The organism is Neptunomonas sp. XY-337 (genome assembly GCF_004959845.1).
In the GTDB taxonomy this organism is placed as follows: Bacteria; Pseudomonadota; Gammaproteobacteria; order Pseudomonadales; family Balneatricaceae; genus Neptunomonas; species Neptunomonas marina.
Window position 1 is genome coordinate 228195 of the sequence record NZ_SPLL01000002.1, and the last position, 15034, is coordinate 243228.

The 15034-nt window shown below is 49.7% G+C and carries 14 protein-coding genes; 7 read left to right on the plus strand and 7 right to left on the minus strand.

All coding sequences use genetic code 11. The features are described from left to right. Window positions 1–220: 220 nt before the first annotated feature. Window positions 221–2497: an FdhF/YdeP family oxidoreductase gene (locus E4L36_RS04735; protein ID WP_136679443.1), complete on the plus strand. Its 2277-nt coding sequence runs from the start codon at window positions 221–223 to the stop codon at window positions 2495–2497. 152 nt (window positions 2498–2649) lie between these two features. Here the strand turns inward: E4L36_RS04735 and E4L36_RS04740 are convergent, their stop codons facing one another. The 3 genes from E4L36_RS04740 to E4L36_RS17795 all read right to left on the minus strand — a co-directional run bounded on the left by E4L36_RS04740 (window position 2650) and on the right by E4L36_RS17795 (window position 4943). Then, window positions 2650–3096: a pseudoazurin gene (locus tag E4L36_RS04740; protein ID WP_136679444.1), complete on the minus strand. Its 447-nt coding sequence runs from the start codon at window positions 3094–3096 to the stop codon at window positions 2650–2652. 345 nt (window positions 3097–3441) lie between these two features. Beyond that, complete coding sequence (trpB, locus tag E4L36_RS04745; RefSeq protein WP_136679445.1) at window positions 3442–4644, minus strand: tryptophan synthase subunit beta; 1203 nt, start codon at window positions 4642–4644, stop codon at window positions 3442–3444. 122 nt (window positions 4645–4766) lie between these two features. After that, window positions 4767–4943: a hypothetical protein gene (locus E4L36_RS17795; protein ID WP_164847071.1), complete on the minus strand. Its 177-nt coding sequence runs from the start codon at window positions 4941–4943 to the stop codon at window positions 4767–4769. 168 nt (window positions 4944–5111) lie between these two features. On the opposite strand from E4L36_RS17795, the gene E4L36_RS04750 reads away from it, so the two are divergent. The 4 genes from E4L36_RS04750 (at window position 5112) to E4L36_RS04765 (ending at window position 8769) form a co-directional block, all read left to right on the plus strand. After that, the gene (locus E4L36_RS04750; protein ID WP_240770674.1) at window positions 5112–6257 is read left to right on the plus strand and encodes a 4-phosphoerythronate dehydrogenase; all 1146 of its coding nucleotides are present in this window, start codon (window positions 5112–5114) and stop codon (window positions 6255–6257) included. Window positions 6258–6286: 29 nt separating this feature from the next. Continuing rightward, window positions 6287–6985 (plus strand): flagellar brake protein, encoded by a 699-nt coding sequence (locus E4L36_RS04755; RefSeq protein WP_136679446.1) that lies wholly within the window; start codon window positions 6287–6289, stop codon window positions 6983–6985. After that, complete coding sequence (locus tag E4L36_RS04760; RefSeq protein ID WP_136679447.1) at window positions 6978–8105, plus strand: ATP-NAD kinase family protein; 1128 nt, start codon at window positions 6978–6980, stop codon at window positions 8103–8105. The genes E4L36_RS04755 and E4L36_RS04760 overlap by 8 nt, the downstream gene beginning before the upstream one ends. A 109-nt stretch (window positions 8106–8214) precedes the next feature. Beyond that, a complete protein-coding gene (locus E4L36_RS04765) occupies window positions 8215–8769 on the plus strand; it encodes a hypothetical protein (protein WP_136679448.1) in 555 nt (184 codons plus the stop codon). Between the two features lie 93 nt (window positions 8770–8862). Here the strand turns inward: E4L36_RS04765 and E4L36_RS04770 are convergent, their stop codons facing one another. Beyond that, entirely contained in the window at window positions 8863–9882 is a 1020-nt protein-coding gene (locus E4L36_RS04770) for a GGDEF domain-containing protein (protein WP_136679449.1), read from the minus strand. Window positions 9883–10150: 268 nt separating this feature from the next. Then, window positions 10151–11302: a cation diffusion facilitator family transporter gene (locus tag E4L36_RS04775; protein WP_136679450.1), complete on the minus strand. Its 1152-nt coding sequence runs from the start codon at window positions 11300–11302 to the stop codon at window positions 10151–10153. 431 nt (window positions 11303–11733) lie between these two features. Between E4L36_RS04775 and E4L36_RS04780 the strand changes: the two genes are divergently transcribed. Further along, window positions 11734–12621, plus strand: a complete 888-nt coding sequence (locus tag E4L36_RS04780) for a bile acid:sodium symporter family protein (protein ID WP_136679451.1) — start codon at window positions 11734–11736, stop codon at window positions 12619–12621. On the opposite strand, the gene queE is transcribed toward E4L36_RS04780, so the two are convergent. Continuing rightward, window positions 12618–13247, minus strand: a complete 630-nt coding sequence (gene queE, locus E4L36_RS04785) for a 7-carboxy-7-deazaguanine synthase (RefSeq protein WP_136679452.1) — start codon at window positions 13245–13247, stop codon at window positions 12618–12620. The genes E4L36_RS04780 and queE overlap by 4 nt on opposite strands. A gap of 181 nt (window positions 13248–13428) precedes the next feature. Between queE and E4L36_RS04790 the strand changes: the two genes are divergently transcribed. Beyond that, the gene (locus E4L36_RS04790) at window positions 13429–14070 is read left to right on the plus strand and encodes a rhodanese-like domain-containing protein (RefSeq protein ID WP_136679453.1); all 642 of its coding nucleotides are present in this window, start codon (window positions 13429–13431) and stop codon (window positions 14068–14070) included. A gap of 50 nt (window positions 14071–14120) precedes the next feature. Here the strand turns inward: E4L36_RS04790 and rdgC are convergent, their stop codons facing one another. Then, on the minus strand, window positions 14121–15029 hold the full coding sequence (gene rdgC, locus E4L36_RS04795; RefSeq protein ID WP_136679454.1) for a recombination-associated protein RdgC: 909 nt from the start codon (window positions 15027–15029) through the stop codon (window positions 14121–14123). Between the last annotated feature and the right edge of the window lie 5 nt (window positions 15030–15034).

Genomic DNA, 15034 nt, shown 5'->3' on the forward strand with positions numbered 1-15034 from the left:
GGGTCCCTGCTGATTTTGGCAGGGGGCCTGTTGTGTTTTCCGCTTGGAGTTAGGCTACGCCGGTATTGAAACTAGCTAGAACAGGCTTGCTGAATTCCAACGCGATTAAGTTGCGAGGTGGCGTACTTATGATAATTGCGCATTTAGCTCCAGCTCGATAGGGCAATACTACACACCTCTTCCGCGCCGCCAATCACATGCAACATAGCCTGAGTCACTGATGAAGAATAACTACACTGCGCCTGCTGGTGGTTGGGGGGCTCTAAAGAGCACAACCGAACATCTCATCAAAAGTAAGAATGTTTTTAAAAACATAAAGTCTTTATTGCGTGCTAACCAAAGTCAGGGCTTTGACTGCCCTGGCTGTGCGTGGGGGGAGGAGCAAGATCCTTCTCGTATACGCTTTTGTGAGAACGGCGCTAAGGCAATCAACTGGGAAGCGACATCGAAAGGTGTTGGCCGTGAGTTTTTTGCCGAGCATACGGTTCGTTGGTTAAATGAACAGACGGACTACTTCCTTGAGTTTCAGGGGCGTTTAACAGAGCCCATGCGCTATAACGCCGCGACAGATAAGTATCTGCCGATCAGTTGGGAAAGCGCTTTTTCATTGATTGCGCAGCACTTGCAGCAGTTGAACGATCCAAACCAACTTGAGTTGTATACCTCTGGTCGGGCAAGTAATGAAGCGGCTTTTCTGTATCAGTTGTTTGGCCGCGCTTTCGGTACTAATAATTTTCCTGATTGTTCCAATATGTGCCACGAAGCGAGCGGCGTAGCACTTGGAGACAGTATCGGTATTGGTAAGGGTACTGTTACCCTTCACGATTTTGACAAAGCCGATACGATCTTTGTGTTTGGTCAAAACCCCGGCACGAATCACCCCCGCATGCTAGATACGCTGCGCAGTGCGATGAAGCGTGGCTGCAACGTTGTTATCTTTAACACCCTGAAAGAGCGAGGGCTGGAGAAGTTTCAGCATCCGCAAAATCCCATAGAGATGTTGTCCAACAGTTCTACCACGATGCATAGCTACTACTTCACCCCAAAACTGGGAGGTGATATGGCGGCTGTTCGCGGCATTGTGAAAGTGTTACTCGAAAAGCACCAAGAAAGTATTGATCAGAACTTTCTTGATCAACACACCACCGGGTTAGAGGGCTACCTAACACGAGTCCAAAATACCGAGTGGCAGCAAATCTATGAACAATCAGGCCTCTCTCATGACGAGATCGAGCTGGCTGCGCGTTTATTTGCTGAGTCCAAGCATGTCATCAGTACATGGGCGATGGGGATTACACAGCATTACCATTCGGTTGCGACGATCCATGAAATCGTTAATTTTATGGCGCTTGGGGGGCACATAGGCAAGCCCGGTTCGGGCTTATGCCCAGTGCGCGGACATAGCAACGTACAAGGTGATCGTACCATGGGCATCAACGAGCGCCCTGCCAAAGCATTTCTTGATCGTTTAGATCAAACATTTACGATGAAGAGCCCAAGACACCATGGCCACGCTGCTGTTGAGGCAATTCAAGCTATGTTGGCAGGCAGTAGCAAGGTATTTATCGGTTTAGGTGGTAATTTTGCAGCGGCTACCCCGGATACAGTAAAAACTGCTCAAGCGCTTTCTAACTGTGATCTAACAGTGCAAATTAGCACCAAACTTAATCGTTCTCATCTCGTTACTGGCAAAGAGGCGTTGATACTCCCTTGCCTAGGACGCACTGATATCGATTACCAAAAGTCAGGATCACAGTGCATTACGGTAGAGGACTCCTTCAGCATGGTTCACGCTTCGGAGGGTGTGCAGGTGCCTTTATCCTCGGAGATGCGCTCGGAGCCCGCTATCATCGCAGGTATCGCTAATGCGGTATTGGGAACTCGCCCTGTTAAGTGGCTGGAGCTGGCGGAAAATTATGATCGTATTCGCGATCTGATCGAGGCAGTGATTCCTGGTTTCGACGGTTTTAATCGGCGTATCAGGGAACCTGGGGGCTTTTATCTAGGTAACAGCGCCCGTAACAGAGTATGGAACACACCAGCTAATCAGCTAACCATGCATGACTTCCCATTGCCGCAGTTTATTATTCCCGCCCTGGCGGATGCGTCACTGCAAGAGGGGGTGCTCATCTTGCAAACTTTACGCTCCCATGATCAATACAATACAACCATCTACGGAATGGACGACAGGTACCGCGGTGTTCGTGGTGAGCGGCGCGTGGTATTTATACATCCAGATGATATTCGCGCGCGTGGCTACCAAGAGGGGCAGATGGTATCCATGCGTTCTCTTTGGCCTGATGGCCAAACGCGGGAAGTACATGGGTTTAAACTCGTTGCCTACGATATTTCGCTCGGAAACATAGCGGCTTACTATCCCGAGACAAATCCGTTAGTTCCGTTAGAAAGCGTTGGTGAGGGCAGCGGTACACCCACCTCAAAAAGTGTGGCAGTTGAGCTATTTGAGTCTAAGTCCGACGTGATTTTGAGAAGCTAGGAAAATGGCGCGGTGGTTAGCCGCAACATAAAGCTCAACTCTTGCTTCGAGATTCCGAGCTAGCATAACAAGTCTTTGTGACGTGATCGGCGCACTCGTTCGGGCGGTTGTGAATGAGTGTGCCGAGGTCACGTTTGTATCAATTTTGCGTGTTACTTAACTTGGTTTAGGTAATTCGTTAGGCGATCTTTGTTCATAACAAAAGTTGCGCTTAGAGAAGCTGACTGTGTTTTAATCTCTTCCAAATTAGTAGGGCTTCCAGCAACCACCACGCCAACCATTCCCATTATTGTGTGAGGCGTGCACTTGTAGACATAAACGCCTTCTTTATCCACCGTAAAGGATACTTTCTGATTCATCGCGCCTTTCCAGCCAGCTGAACCTTCAGGGATCAGATTGTTAACGGATTCAGCGTTGTGCGCCATATCTGTCGGTTCAAAGTGAACGGTATCACCGACAGCCACATTTAGAACGGCAGGCTCGAAAACCATGGTTCCATCAGCTCCGACATTTTTCATTTGTACTGTATGCTCAGCGGCGAATACCAACTGTGAGCTAAGCATCAGGGCTGCGGTAGCGGTAAAAATCTTTCTATTCATAGCTATCATCCAAATAGTTACAGAGTTGTTAATGAGAATCATTCTAATATTTTTCTTAAGAGACTTTCAATCGTGTTGAGGGTTGTACGCAGGGCTAGGCGATTTCGTTCAATATGCAAAGCAGCCTCTACAGTCAGAAGTAGAGACCTGTAAATGAGGGGTAGATAGGGTATCTAACGTAACGGGTGAGGGGGCAAAGCTTAGGGCTTAATGTAGGGCTGGGAAAGGCAAGAAAGCGTGCGAATGTGTAGAAAGGTTTTGCAAGAGAGTAGAAAGGACTAGATCAAACCTAAATCAGCAAATGATTGATAAATAAGATCTAATCCTTTCTTTTACTTTCAGGACTTACAGCCCTAATTTGTTTGCAACGTAATCGGCGTCTTTGTCACCACGGCCAGATAGATTAACCAAAATGGTTTGGTCGCTTGGTAACTCAGCCGCTTTGCGCATCGCCCAAGCCACCGCATGGGAACTCTCCAGCGCAGGGATAATGCCTTCCACTTGGGAGAGCGTCATAAAAGCGTCAAGGCACTCTTCATCTGATGCCGTTTCGTAGTTAACGCGGCCTAGCTCTTTTAGGTAGCTGTGCTGTGGGCCAACGCCTGGGTAATCAAGGCCTGATGCGATGGAGTGAACCGGCATTGGTTCGCCGTTTTCATCTTCTAGGACGTAGCACTTCATGCCATGGATTTCGCTAGGCTTACCAAGCGTGAGTGTTGCAGAGTGTTCAGTTGTTGCAAGGCCCTTGCCCGCAGGCTCTACGCCAACGATATTGACGTCGTCGTCATTCAGGAATGCGGTAAAGAGGCCCATAGCGTTCGAGCCACCGCCAACGCAAGCCGTAATGTAGTTAGGCAGCTTGCCCTCTTTCTCTTGGAACTGCTGGCGTGCTTCTTGGCCGATTACGCATTGGAAATCGCGAACCATTTTTGGGAACGGGTGTGGGCCAACCACTGAACCGATGGCGTAAATGTAGTTAACAGGGTCTTTTAGGTACTCCTCAAAGGCGCTATCGACGGCATCTTTGAGCGTAGCTGTACCGCGTGTTACAGGTACCAACTTGCAGCCTAGAATTTTCATCTTCGTGACATTAGGGTGCTCTTTTTCGATGTCGACCTGACCCATGTGGATCTCGCAAGGGATACCAACAAGGGCACATGCTGTTGCCAGTGCAACGCCGTGTTGGCCTGCGCCTGTTTCAGCGATAACTTTGGTTTTACCCATGTACTTCGCAAGGAGTGCTTCGCCCAAACAGTGATTGATTTTGTGCGCGCCAGTATGGTTTAGGTCTTCGCGCTTCAAAAAGATGCGAGCCCCGCCAAGCTTCTCAGTTAAGCGGCGTGCGTAATAGATTGGGCTGGGGCGGCCAACGAAATCAGTGAGTAGAGACGCAAGTTCTTCTTGGAACTCTGGCTTTTGGCGGATCTCCTCGTACGCTTGATCGATCTCGTCCATGATTTTTTTGAGCTCAGGCGGAATAATCTGTCCGCCGAACTCTCCGAAGAAGCCTTCTCTATCAGGCATTTGGCCAAAGTCAAACTTGCTCATGTTACATCTCTCTTGATGGGTATCAGTCTTTCAGTATCGTTTTCTGAAACTATAAAAGAGAGCGCAACCGGAATCTACTTATACGGTGATTTACTTATACAAAAGATGCACGCAGCGTGTGGTTAATCGAACTGAAAACCGAGCTGCTCTTCGCTGGCGATTGTTTTCTTGTAGCCCTCACAGCGTAGCTGCTTGCTTAGGCTTAGCACCATTTGGCGTGCTTCTTGGTATGAGTGCAAAATGGTACGCGAATACTCAGTTCTGGTGGGTACTTGGAACTGGCCGCGGCTTTCGGACACCACCCAGTCTCCAACAAGGTCTTGGTATAGCCGTATGACGAGATAGTCTTGATTTTTTCGCCAGTGAGCAATCACAGGTGGGTACCAATCGTTGTAGAATGAGCAGCTTAATTATGTGGCGCCGAATTGAGCCTTAATGCGCGTCGTTTGTAAAGTCTGGAGCCGGTTTTGTTGAAGAATAACCTGAAAATTGTGGCAGATGAGAACATTCCTGGATTGGCAGCAATGTTTTCGGGCGATGTGGTGCTTAAGCAAGTGGCTGGTCGCCAGATGTCAGCCAATGATGTAGCGGATGCGGATCTCCTTTTGGTGCGCTCAATTACACAGGTGGATGCAGCATTACTAGACGCAGCGAAGCACCTCAAAATGGTGGGTACTGCAACGATCGGAACAGATCATTTAGATAAAGATTATTTGGCCAGCCGCAGCATTCCGTTCTTTAACGCGCCGGGATGTAACGCAGATGCGGTTGTCGAATACGACCTAGCGGTGCTTTTTAACCTGTTTGAAGAGCGTGGTGAGTCACTCGTGGATAAAACGGTTGGCGTGGTCGGTGTGGGTAATGTGGGGGGGCGCTTATGTCAGCGCTTAGAAGCTCTGGGGGTGAAGGTTCTCAAGAATGATCCTCCTCGACATGCGGCGGGTGAATCGGGTTTTATCGCCTTAGATGAGGTGTTCGCTCAAGCGGACGTCATCTGTTTACATACGCCGCTCGTAAAAACGGGGCAATGGCCAAGCTATCACTTAGTAGGCGATGCAGAATTGGAACGATTGAAGTTGGGTGCGGTGTTGCTCAACGCTGGGCGTGGGCCTGTTATCGATAACCAAGCGCTGCTGGGCTTTTTGCAGCAGCGAACGGATGTCACTGCCATTTTAGATGTATGGGAACACGAGCCGCAGGTAGACGCTACGCTTGCTGAACGCGTGCATATCGCTACGCCGCATATCGCGGGATACAGCCTTGATGGCAAGCTGCGTGGTACACATATGTTACGACAGGCGGCGGCAACGGTGCTAGATGCACCACAACCGCCTGACCTCAGCGAGTTTCTGCCGGTGGCGGCTATAAACGCTGTAACGGTGAGCGATGATATAAGGATCTCTGCACTAATCAATATGGTTTATGACCCACTGCACGATGATCGACGGATGAGAAAAACACTGATGTGTGGTGATCAGCCCGTGCGTTTTGATCTCTTGCGCAAACAGTACCCGGTGCGCCGTGAGTTTGCCTCTCTCCATGTGACTGGTCTGCGCGACCAAGCTTTGAAAGAGCAGTTGCGTGCCATCGGTTTTTCGGTTGATTTAGCGTAAGCTGGGCTGCGTGTTTATAAGAGGTCGACATGCTGCCATCGGTTCCTGATTCTACTTCATCCCGCGCGTTATCTGAGCTTAGCCCCGAGATTGGCCAAAACGTGACGGTGCAGTTTATCCAGAGTAAAAAGCGCTTTTCTCTTAATTTTATCGGCTTTAAAGCAGAGAAGAGTGTGATCGTAAGCGCACCCAGAGGGCAAGTTAATACGCTTGCCTTAGAGGGTGCTCAAGTCAATGTGAGTATGCAAGCGGGTAACTACCATTGCCGCTTTACGAGCCGGTTGGTGAAAGCACATCATGCGCCTTTTCCTCATTGGCATTTGAGCTTTCCTACACAGGTTGAGACCAGCCGCCTACGCCAATATGACCGAATACCGGTGCGCATGGCGGTGTCGGTGGATCATGAAGACGAAATGAAAAGCAGCCAGCTGGGCTTGCCGCGGGTCTTGTTATGCCGTGATATCGGCCTAGGTGGTGTGAGTATTGAGTTGCCCGAGCGCTTAGGCCAAGTGGGCGATCGTTTCTATCTAACATTGCGCTTTCGGGTGCATCGGTTAGATCAGGTTGTGCTGCTCTCTGCGGTGTTGCGCTCGGTGCAACAAAGTGCGGGCGGGGTGGTGATGCAAGGGTTTGAGTTTGAGTCCATGGAGGAGGATAGCCAGCTGCTAGTCAGCGCATTTGTCTATCAACAGTATCTTACAGAATTGGGTTATTTAAGAGATGAGTAATCAACAACTGTTTCGTTTGGGCTTAATCGTCAATCCACTGGCGGGTGTTGGCGGTAGTGTTGCACTTAAAGGGAGTGACGGTGCTGATACAGCGGCGCGGGCCTTAGCGCTAGGCGCAGAGCCTAAAGCTCAGCAGCGCACGTTAACCGCACTCGAAGTATTTAAAGCGTTACCCATGGAGGTGTTGACCTATCCCGATGAGATGGGAGAGCGGGTGGCGCGCGAAGCGGGCTTCAATCCAACCGTGCTTGGTCAGATTACCACCGGTGCTACCACTGCTGAAGATACTGAAAAAGCCGCCGTAGCGTTATTTGAGGCGGGTGTTGACTTGATCCTGTTTGCTGGCGGAGATGGTACTGCCCGTAATATTTGCCACGCATTGCCCGAGCAGTTTCCGGTTTTAGGTATTCCTGCTGGCGTGAAGATCCATTCTGGTGTTTATGCGGTGACTCCCAAAGCGGCTGGCGAAGTGGTTGCGATGCTTGTGCGTGGTGAGCTTGTCACCTTAATGAATCAAGAGGTGCGCGATATTGATGAGGCGCAGTTCCGCGAAGGGCGTGTGCGCGCCAAGTACTACGGCGAGCTGCAAGTACCCCAAGAACACCGTTATATGCAGCATGTGAAAGAGGGGGGGAAAGAGGTTGAGGAGCTTGTTGTTGCTGATATCGCAGCGGATGTTGTGGAGCGTTTAGAGCCTGGTGTGCGTTATGTGATGGGGTCGGGCACCACCGTCAAAGCGGTGATGGATGAATTAGGCCTAGAGAATACGCTATTAGGTGTGGATGTCATCGAAGATGGTGCTTTGGTAAAGCAAGACTGCACTGCGGCAGACTTACTGCAGTTAACCGATGGTGTCGATGCAAAAGTAGTGATCACTTTGATCGGTGGGCAAGGGCATATCCTCGGGCGTGGAAATCAGCAGTTATCGGCTGCATTGATTCGCCAAGTAGGTAAAGAAAACCTGATTGTTATCGCCACTAAGAGCAAGCTAAAAGCGCTCGAAGGGCGTCCTCTTATCGTCGACAGTGGTGACCCTGAGCTAGATCGAGAGCTAGCTGGCCTAATCCCTGTGACAACCGGCTACCATGATTCGGTGCTCTATCGCGTCGCAGAGATTTAGTTAGGCAAGTAACAGGGTATTGGCCGCTGTTTATAAACTGCAATATTAGTGTCATGTTTTTGCTTTAAATTTTGCCTCAAATTTGCATAGAGCTAGTTGGGGCAAAACAATGAAAAAACTATTCGCGGGTATCTTAATCTCTGGTGCGTTGGTCAGCTTATATGGCTGCCAAGCGACACAAACTAAAACAGCGGCAGCAGCCCCTGAGTTGAACAACGACGATCTTTATGAAGTGGTTCACGAAGGCCGTTACTACGTGTTTGACGACTTCGACGTTTACCAAGAGTTCCTGACTGTAGGTGAGACCTCTTACCGTAAAGTGTTTATCGGTGGCGGTCCACACGGTGAAACATTGGTTCACGGTCTGCGTGGCAAAGATAAGAAAAAGCTGTCTGGCATTGCGGGTGTAGAGATGTTCAAAGGCACGCTGCAAGCGGCTGATGATTTCTATGGCGAGATTCGTGCTGAAGATGGTCGTTTGTATGTGTTCGACAGCCTAGAAGATATGAAAGCGATGCGCCAAGTCGGTGAAGCACCATACCGCTACACAGTGATTGGGGCGGGCCCACAGCAGCAAACAGTTGTTTACGTACTGAACAGCTCGAACAAAAAGAAAAAGCCAACGGCGTTGATGGCGAAGTTCAAAGCACACAACAAAATCTAAGATGATGTGCACTAGAAAAGGCCTCTTATGAGGCCTTTTTTAGTCTTGGAGCAACGCCTTTTTTCGAGGCGTTGCTGGTGGGGTGTTCGCCGCTTAATCTGCGATCTCGACCCGGTTTCGTCCGTTCTCTTTCGCACGGTAAAGGGCTTTATCAGCGCGCTCGATCGTTTGCTCTGCTGACTCATTCTCGGTGCGTTGTGAGATACCAAACGATGCGGTGATGGAGCTGATTACTTTGCCAGACTTTTTCTGCTTAATACGTATTGCTTGAATCTTGCTCCGTAGCCCTTCAGCAAGCTCGGCCGCTTCCTTTGCGCTTTGGCCAATCATAAGCACGGCAAACTCTTCGCCGCCGTAACGAACCGGTAGGGCAGGCTCCTTGCAAGTCTCTTTGAGCACTTTACCGAAGTACTGCAAAACCTTATCGCCCATGAGGTGGCCATAGTTATCGTTAAACTGCTTGAAGTGATCGATATCGATCATGACCAGTGTAGTGACTTTATGGCTTTTAGAGCCGGCAATTTGTTCTAGCTCTGCATCAAATACACGGCGGTTGAACAAGCCTGTCAGAGCGTCTACGCGCGCATCTTGGCGTGTACGTTGCAGCTCCTCCTTTAAGGATGCAATCTCCGCTTGCGCCGCTGCTATCTTCTCTTGAAAGTTATTGGTTGTTTGGCTGATAGAAGCGGTGTTTTCCGCTAAGCGGGTAATAATGGATTCGAGCTCAGCACCGTTATTCACCGGTTCTGATAGCTCAGCTAAGCTATCTTCCAGAATAACGCCAAAGCTGGTGGTGTGCTCTGCGGCTGTATGGGCGTGCTCTTGCAAATTCTGTGTCAGCGCAATTAACTGGTTTTGTGCTTGCTCTGATTCCGCTACCTCATCGCTGATAACGTGTTCACGAAACATCTGTTCGCCTAGTAGCGTCGGGCAGGTTCCGTAGGTTTCAAGTGTCTGGTCCATCTGCGTGTTGAGCGATGGCAGTTTGTTTGAAACATAAGTATACCAAAGCGCATAGTTCAACGGATTCGGTGGAATATTGTATTTCACCATCAGCGGTATGGCTTGGCGTAGATACTCGGCGGACTGGTTGGAATTTTCAGCGAACTTCATAAACACCTATCGCAAAAGGCTCAAGAGATTGATGGCTCTAATGTGTCTGGCGATAAACACATTAACTACTTCATCCACCAATATAACCTCGTTTAGTTTAGATTTAAACGCTTGTTTAAAAACGAATATTGATCGATACAAAGGAGTTATCGGCCTGACATAGTTTCCCTTTAAATATTAGTCAGGAGTTAGCAACACTTTAACCTACCTTAGTCTAATTTTGACTAAATTAGAGTGTGTTCATAAAAAGGCTGGACCGGAAGGGGCACTAAACGCTTTTCCAAATGCGTAACTTGCCCAACCAGTCATCTGGTGCCAGTCCGCTTTCGAGTTGGTTCCTTAGTGCTTCGCAAGTGAGTTGAAGAGTAGCTAACTCTTTTACCCGTTGCGGTGTAAGTTGCAACTCCACATCAACGTGATCATGGGCGTAAAAGAGTTGGATCTCGTTATGTTGCCATGGCGCAAGGTTAGGGGTCGTTTCGTTTAGGGAGGTTAGAATCTCTTTGCGAAGCGGTAAAATACGGCATACGTTCTGCGGTTCGTCGTCAAATGTATCGACATGGAAGATCACTTCACCGAGGTCATCAAATCGCTTTTTGAGTTGATAAACGGCCATATCGCCAAGCCAGTGGCCCTCAGAAGCGCTGCATCGAGGGTTTACCTGCAGGTGCATCTCTAAAAGAACTTTGCTGCCCATACGGCGGGTTTTGAAACTATGCACATCTTGAATACCGTCTACCTCAAGAACCGTATCGCGTAGCGCAGCCACTTGATCGTCAGGTAGCGCAGTATCGACGAGTTGCTTGATACTGTTCCAGGTAAGGTCCCAACCAATTTTTCCGACCAAGAGAGCGACGGCAATAGCCGCAAGCAGATCCAGCCATACCCAGCCCAGCATAGCGCCTGCGACGCCAACCAAAACCACAATGGAAGAGAGTGCATCGCTGCGGCTATGCCAAGCATTCGCAATTAACAGGTCTGATTTGAGCTTTTTACCGGCGGCTAAGGTGTAGCGGAAGATCCACTCTTTTGCAGCGACTGATATCAGAGCTACTAGCAAAGCTGGCCATGTGGGCGTTGGTATATCGGTTGCGTTAAAAAAGTGTTGAGCGCTTTCCAGTGCCAGTGCACCCGCAACGGCAATTAAAATAGTGCCCAAAATGACGGTCGCCATCGTTTCAAAGCGTGCATGACCCCAAGGGTGAGATTCGTCTGGCTCTTCATCGGCAATATGGAACACGAAGATAACGAGGAAGTCGGTAAAGAGATCTGAGAGAGAGTGAATACCGTCGGCAATCAACGCTGCGGAGTGGGCAAAGATACCCGCAACGACTTTCATGAGGCCCAAGACACCATCGAGTGCTGCACCTATCAGGGTAACCCGCTTCGCTGCCTTATTTCGATCCGATAGCTGGCTCATGCCAAAAAGTCCTTCCAAGTTGATGTTGCCACTCATATTAGCAAATCACAGAACAAGTTTGAGCCGATATTGCCTTTCCCTGTTAATAGAAAAAGCCTAATTTAGGGGTTGACACCCTGCAAACCCGCACCATTTGTGGGCTCTAAGAAAGTGATAGGAAAATGTCTAAAAACTTGACTTAAAGGCACATAAGTTACTGTTTTTTATGATATAAAACATCTGTATAAAAAATAAACAAATTGTCTTATGTTACGCTTTTTCGGGGGGTGTAAGACTTTTCTGTGACGCTACTAACAAAGTTATCCACAGTAACTGTTAACATTCCCCTTCAAGCCCCGCCAGCGTTGGTATCGCGGGTTACTAAACGGTTGTCTCGGGCTTAACAAGGGTCTAGGATGCTGATTTCGACATTAGTTGGATGAACAAACGAGATGGATAGCGTATACCTTTCCCAATTGCTCTTGCCGGTGGCTCTGTTTTTGATCATGTTCGGGATCGGTCTCTCGCTGACACCGGCTGACTTCCAGCGCCTAACGCAGCAGCCAAAGCCTGTTGTGTTAGGTGTCGCATTGCAATTAGTTGGCCTGCCAGCGTTTGGCTTTCTGGTTATCTGCGTGTTTTCGTTGCCACCGGTATATGCGGTAGGTATTGCGATCTTAACGTTTGCGCCCGGTGGTGCGACCTCCAATATGATCAGCTATTTATGTCGAGCAGACACGGCTCTGTCCGTTAGTTTGACGGCCTTAGCCAGCGTTGTAACGCCACTCTCTTTACCGCTGATGTCCTATGTTGCCGTTGGCTACTTTATGGGGCTTTCGGTGGAGGTGAATGTGCCTATCCTGCAAACCATCACCAAGCTCATTGTGATCTCGCTGTTGCCAGTGGTGCTGGGGATGTGGCTGCGCCATTATAAAGTCGCTGTTGCGATGCGTTTACAGCCGGTTATTAAGTGGGCTTCGCTGCTGTTTATGTTGACCGTTGTGATTGGTTTGCTGGTGGCGAATCGTGATCAGTTATGGGAGCTGTCGAGTGTTGCTGTGCCTGCTGTGTTAACGCTCTCAGTGGGGGCTATGGCTTTAGGTGCGCTGATCGCTCGTATAGCTCGCCTGCCATGGGAGCAGGCGCTGACTTTGGGTATCGAGACGGGGATACAAAATGCCGGTTTGGCACTGGTGATCACCGGGACGGTATTGCAAGATCAAGCGATGTCTACCGTGGTGCTGATGTACGGGATTCTGATGCAAGTTCCGGCAATCTTATTGGTGTTATATCGGAACCTGCCTGCGGGTAGATGGCGATGGGTGATGCCGCCCAGTTAGTCGATCCCGATAATTTTATGGGTTTGCAAACTTAGCCTCCAGCGCGGGTGCTGCATACAGTACTTGATCGCCTGTTGAGTGCTGTTTGGCTCAGCGGGGCTATCAATGGGCTGTAAATAAAAGTGCTCGAAATCAGCGCCTGCAAAGCGATCAGGCATGGCGGCAGCCTGTGGATAGACAAGCTTAAGCTCGTGCCCTTGCGTGATGATCACGTCGGAGCTTCCCTTTGGGCTAACGCATATCCAATCAATACCCTCGGGGAGTGGTTTGGTGCCGTTTGTCTCGATGGCGACTTCAAACCCCACTTTATGCATTGCATCTATAAGGGGGGTATCTAGTTGCAGGGCAGGCTCGCCGCCGGTAAAGACCACAAATGGAATACCTTCAGGGGTGGGCCAGAAGCTCGCGATCCGCTGCGCAAGACCCTGTGCGGTGGCAAACTTGCCACCATTCTGACCGTCTGTACCAACGAAGTCAGTATCGCAAAAATCGCAGATTGCCTTGGCTCGATCTTGCTCGCGACCAGACCATAAATTACAGCCTGTAAAGCGGCAGAAAACTGCTGGTCTTCCCGCATGGGCTCCCTCTCCCTGTAGGGTATAAAACATCTCTTTAACACTGTACATGGGATCAAGCACCTGGGGTTGTTCAAAGAAAGGGCAGTAGTTTACTGCGCACAGGCTGTGAATCAAGATCGAGGGTGGCTTATTCGTAAGTCTTAGCGCGGAACGTAGCGTATAGATCGGCGCTGGTGTATAACATTACTTATATCTAATAAAAATAAGCATATTCTAAGGTGGGATTATCATGTTCAAACGATCTCTTGCAGCTCTTGTGGTCACAGGGGCGATGGTGGCATCAACAGGCGTTTACGCAGAGGGCGGCGGTAAAGCCATGATCGCTCCGGGGCTCTTCTCATTTACGATCCAGCACGATGGCGAACCGATTGAGGTGATGCGAAACCAGAGCAAAGATAACCGTATCTCAGAGCTCTATGCCACCACTTTCCGTGGTATGCCGCAGCCGATGCATCCATTTGCACCCCACAAGGTGGAAACGCTCGGTGAACGCGAGTTTGTTGATTATATGATGCAGGCTGATAAATCGGATGATGTCATGGTTGTTGATACGCGCACCGTCGGATGGCACGAGCGGTTAACGATTCCCGGGGCGGCTAACTTTCCTTATACCATGATGAAGGATGCTGAGGAGCGCGATTGGGCGTTGGATGAGTTTGGTGCGAAGAAAGCCTCCGATGGTACCTATGATTTTAGCGGTGCTAAGACTTTGGCTATGTTCTGTAACGGCTACTGGTGTGGACAGACCCCAGCTATGGTACGCGCGATGCTTGAGCTCGGTTATCCGGCTGCGAAGATAAAGTACTACCGCGGCGGTATGCAGGCGTGGACGAGTCTTGGGTTTACGGTTGTCGGCGAGGCTGCAGAATAATCTTATCTATTTGCAAAGGCAGCGCGCTGACGCTGCCTTGACTACCGGGATTATCGGGTGATCTGGCCGCCAAAAGCATCCATGAATTGCGGATAGAGCTTTTGGCACTCCAGTGCTAAGCGCGATATGTCGCTATCTAGACGTACGAGGGGGTCCTCTGAGGCCTCTTCATTTAGCGTTTGCGATAGCTCCTCGGTGGGCTTTACGCGCTTCAAAGAAAGATCATCCTGAATCACAAAGTTAAGTGTTTCATCCCATGCGACGGCTAATTTCGTGACCTGCATACCCCCTTCGATATGGGCGATAATTTCATCACTGAACAGTTCTTGGCCTTTGATACGGATAACACCGCCTTCGTCGCCGGGCTCTTTTAACTCACACTCGTCTAAGCAGGTGAAGGGCACGCTATCGCGATTTTTCTGTAACCACTCAGACATGACAACCGCAGGAGCATGATGCACATCGGGTAAGGCAATGGGCAGTGAGCCTAAGCTGTTGCGCAGCAGGTTGAGCAGCTCTTCGGCTCGCTTATGCGAGGCGCTATCCACAACAACGAGCCCACTGCGCGGCATGACCAAAGCACTGGTTTGCTGGTAACGGCTAAATGCCCTTGGGAGTAGATCGAGTATAATCTCGTCTTTAAGTTGCAGCTGCTCTTTACGGTACACCTTACGCGCCTGCTCGCGCTCAATTACGGCAACCTTTTCCTGCAGTGCTTTCTTGATCACATTGGCAGGTAGAATCTTCTCCTCTTTTTGCGCAGTGAGCAGGTACGCGCCTTGCGCCGCAAAGACCAGTTGTTGATCCATCGCATTATGTGGTGCTATCCAGCCAAAGCGGCTTAGCTCTTGGCTTTTGCAGGGTGAGAAGCGATGCTCCTCCAACGCGTGTTCTAGCTGTTCTGCTTGATAGTCTTGTGATTCGGTGAAGCGGTAAAAGATTAGGTTTTTAAACCACATGCTGT

What these genes read in the sequence shown, in the direction of transcription:
- E4L36_RS04735 (WP_136679443.1), top strand. Translation starts at nt 221, where the DNA reads ATGAAGAATAACTACACTGCGCCTGCTGGTGGTTGGGGGGCTCTAAAG.
- E4L36_RS04740 (WP_136679444.1), bottom strand. Translation starts at nt 3,096, where the DNA reads ATGAATAGAAAGATTTTTACCGCTACCGCAGCCCTGATGCTTAGCTCA.
- trpB (WP_136679445.1), bottom strand. Translation starts at nt 4,644, where the DNA reads ATGAGCAAGTTTGACTTTGGCCAAATGCCTGATAGAGAAGGCTTCTTC.
- E4L36_RS04755 (WP_136679446.1), top strand. Translation starts at nt 6,287, where the DNA reads ATGCTGCCATCGGTTCCTGATTCTACTTCATCCCGCGCGTTATCTGAG.
- E4L36_RS04760 (WP_136679447.1), top strand. Translation starts at nt 6,978, where the DNA reads ATGAGTAATCAACAACTGTTTCGTTTGGGCTTAATCGTCAATCCACTG.
- E4L36_RS04765 (WP_136679448.1), top strand. Translation starts at nt 8,215, where the DNA reads ATGAAAAAACTATTCGCGGGTATCTTAATCTCTGGTGCGTTGGTCAGC.
- E4L36_RS04770 (WP_136679449.1), bottom strand. Translation starts at nt 9,882, where the DNA reads ATGAAGTTCGCTGAAAATTCCAACCAGTCCGCCGAGTATCTACGCCAA.
- E4L36_RS04775 (WP_136679450.1), bottom strand. Translation starts at nt 11,302, where the DNA reads ATGAGCCAGCTATCGGATCGAAATAAGGCAGCGAAGCGGGTTACCCTG.
- E4L36_RS04780 (WP_136679451.1), top strand. Translation starts at nt 11,734, where the DNA reads ATGGATAGCGTATACCTTTCCCAATTGCTCTTGCCGGTGGCTCTGTTT.
- queE (WP_136679452.1), bottom strand. Translation starts at nt 13,247, where the DNA reads ATGTACAGTGTTAAAGAGATGTTTTATACCCTACAGGGAGAGGGAGCC.
- E4L36_RS04790 (WP_136679453.1), top strand. Translation starts at nt 13,429, where the DNA reads ATGTTCAAACGATCTCTTGCAGCTCTTGTGGTCACAGGGGCGATGGTG.
- rdgC (WP_136679454.1), bottom strand. Translation starts at nt 15,029, where the DNA reads ATGTGGTTTAAAAACCTAATCTTTTACCGCTTCACCGAATCACAAGAC.